This window comes from Streptomyces sp. NPDC002676, from assembly GCF_053592455.1.
The window spans coordinates 1-1,660 of the sequence record NZ_JBSFVT010000074.1 but is presented as its reverse complement, the minus strand read 5'-3'; the positions used below and the strand labels follow the sequence as shown (position 1 = coordinate 1,660).

At 67.9% G+C, this 1,660-nt stretch carries 1 protein-coding gene; it reads right to left on the bottom strand.

Annotated elements, in window-relative coordinates; translation table 11 throughout:
• On the bottom strand, positions 1–1,660 hold a 1,660-nt coding region (locus ACWD3E_RS43270; protein ID WP_451392941.1), incomplete at both ends, for a non-ribosomal peptide synthetase.

Below are 1,660 nucleotides of genomic sequence, written 5' to 3'. Positions count from 1 at the left end.
AGGGCGCGCCGGTCGACCTTGCGGTGCGCGGTCAGCGGGAGCTCGGGAAGGACCACGACAGCAGCCGGCACCATGAACTCCGGCAGAACCGAGCCCACGTAACGGCGCACGTCCGCGCCTTCGAGGCTGTCCTGTCCGCCGGCCGGGACGACGTAAGCGACCAGCCGCCTGTCACCAGGCTGATCCTCCCGGGCCATCACCGTCACCTGCGAAACCTGCGGATGCCCGACGATCACCGCCTCTATCTCACCCAACTCGATCCGGAAACCACGGATCTTGACCTGCTCGTCGGCACGACCGACATACTCAAGCTGCCCGTCACGGCGGCGACGCACCACATCACCCGTGCGATACATCCGCGCACCCGGCCCACCGAACGGATCAGCCACGAACCGCTCGCCGGTCAGACCTGGCCGGTTCAGATAGCCGCGGGCCAGCTGCGCACCCGCCAGATACAACTCCCCCGCCACACCGACAGGCACCGGACGCAGCCGGTCATCGAGAACGTAAGCACACGTATTCCACACCGGCAGACCGATCGGCGGCACGCCCTCACCGGAGAGGGGCACGCTTGCCGTGGACGCCACCGTGGCCTCGGTCGGACCGTAGATGTTCACCATCCGACGGCCACGCGACCACTGACGGGCCACCTCCGGCGGACACGCCTCACCCGCCACCACCAGAGTCAGCCCCTCAGGCAGCCCCCCGGCCTCCGCAAGCACCGGCAGCGTCGCCGGCGGCAACGTCGCATGCGTCACCCCGCACTCACGCACCAAACCCACCAGCTCCGGCCCCGGAACCAGCCGCTCGGCCGCGCCCAGCACCAGCGTCGCACCCGCCAGCCACGCCGGCCACATATCAGCCACCGCCGCATCAAAACTCGGCGAAGCAAACTGAAGCAGACGGCTCTCACCATCGATGCCCAGCCGCGCCACGTGATCCAGCGCCAGGTTCACCACACCCGCATGCCCGACGACCACGCCCTTGGGACGACCCGTCGAACCCGACGTATAGATCACATAGGCGGCATGCAGCGGAGACAGAGCACACCGACGGTCCGCGTCCGACAGATCCGCCCCGGACTCCGCCGCCACGGCCCCGGCGATGTCCTCCAGGACAAGCGCGGACACACCATCCGGCACGGTCTCACGGACCGCCTCCGACGTGATCACCACCGCCGGGGTGGCGTCCTGCAGCAAGTAGGCGATCCGCTCAGCCGGATACTGCGGATCCACCGGCACATACGCGCCACCCGCCTTCAACACCGCCAGCATCACCGTCACCAGCTCCGGCGAACGCGGCAGCACCAACGCCACCCGCCCCTCCGGACCCACACCACACCCCACCAAGAACCGAGCCAACCGGTTCGCCCGCGCATTCAACTCCGCATACGACAGCTCCACACCCTCAAAACTCACCGCCACCGCATCCGCAGAACGGCCCACCTGCCGCTCGAACACCACAGGCAACGACGCCCACGGCACCTCAACCCGCTCACCCTGCCAACCCGACAACAACTCCCCACGCTCACCCGCCGACAACACCTCCAGCCGGCCAACCCGCACATCCGGATCCGCCACCACCACCGACAACAACCGACCAAAACGACCGGCCAACCCCTCAACCGACACCCGATCAAACAGATCAGTAGCAAACTCGA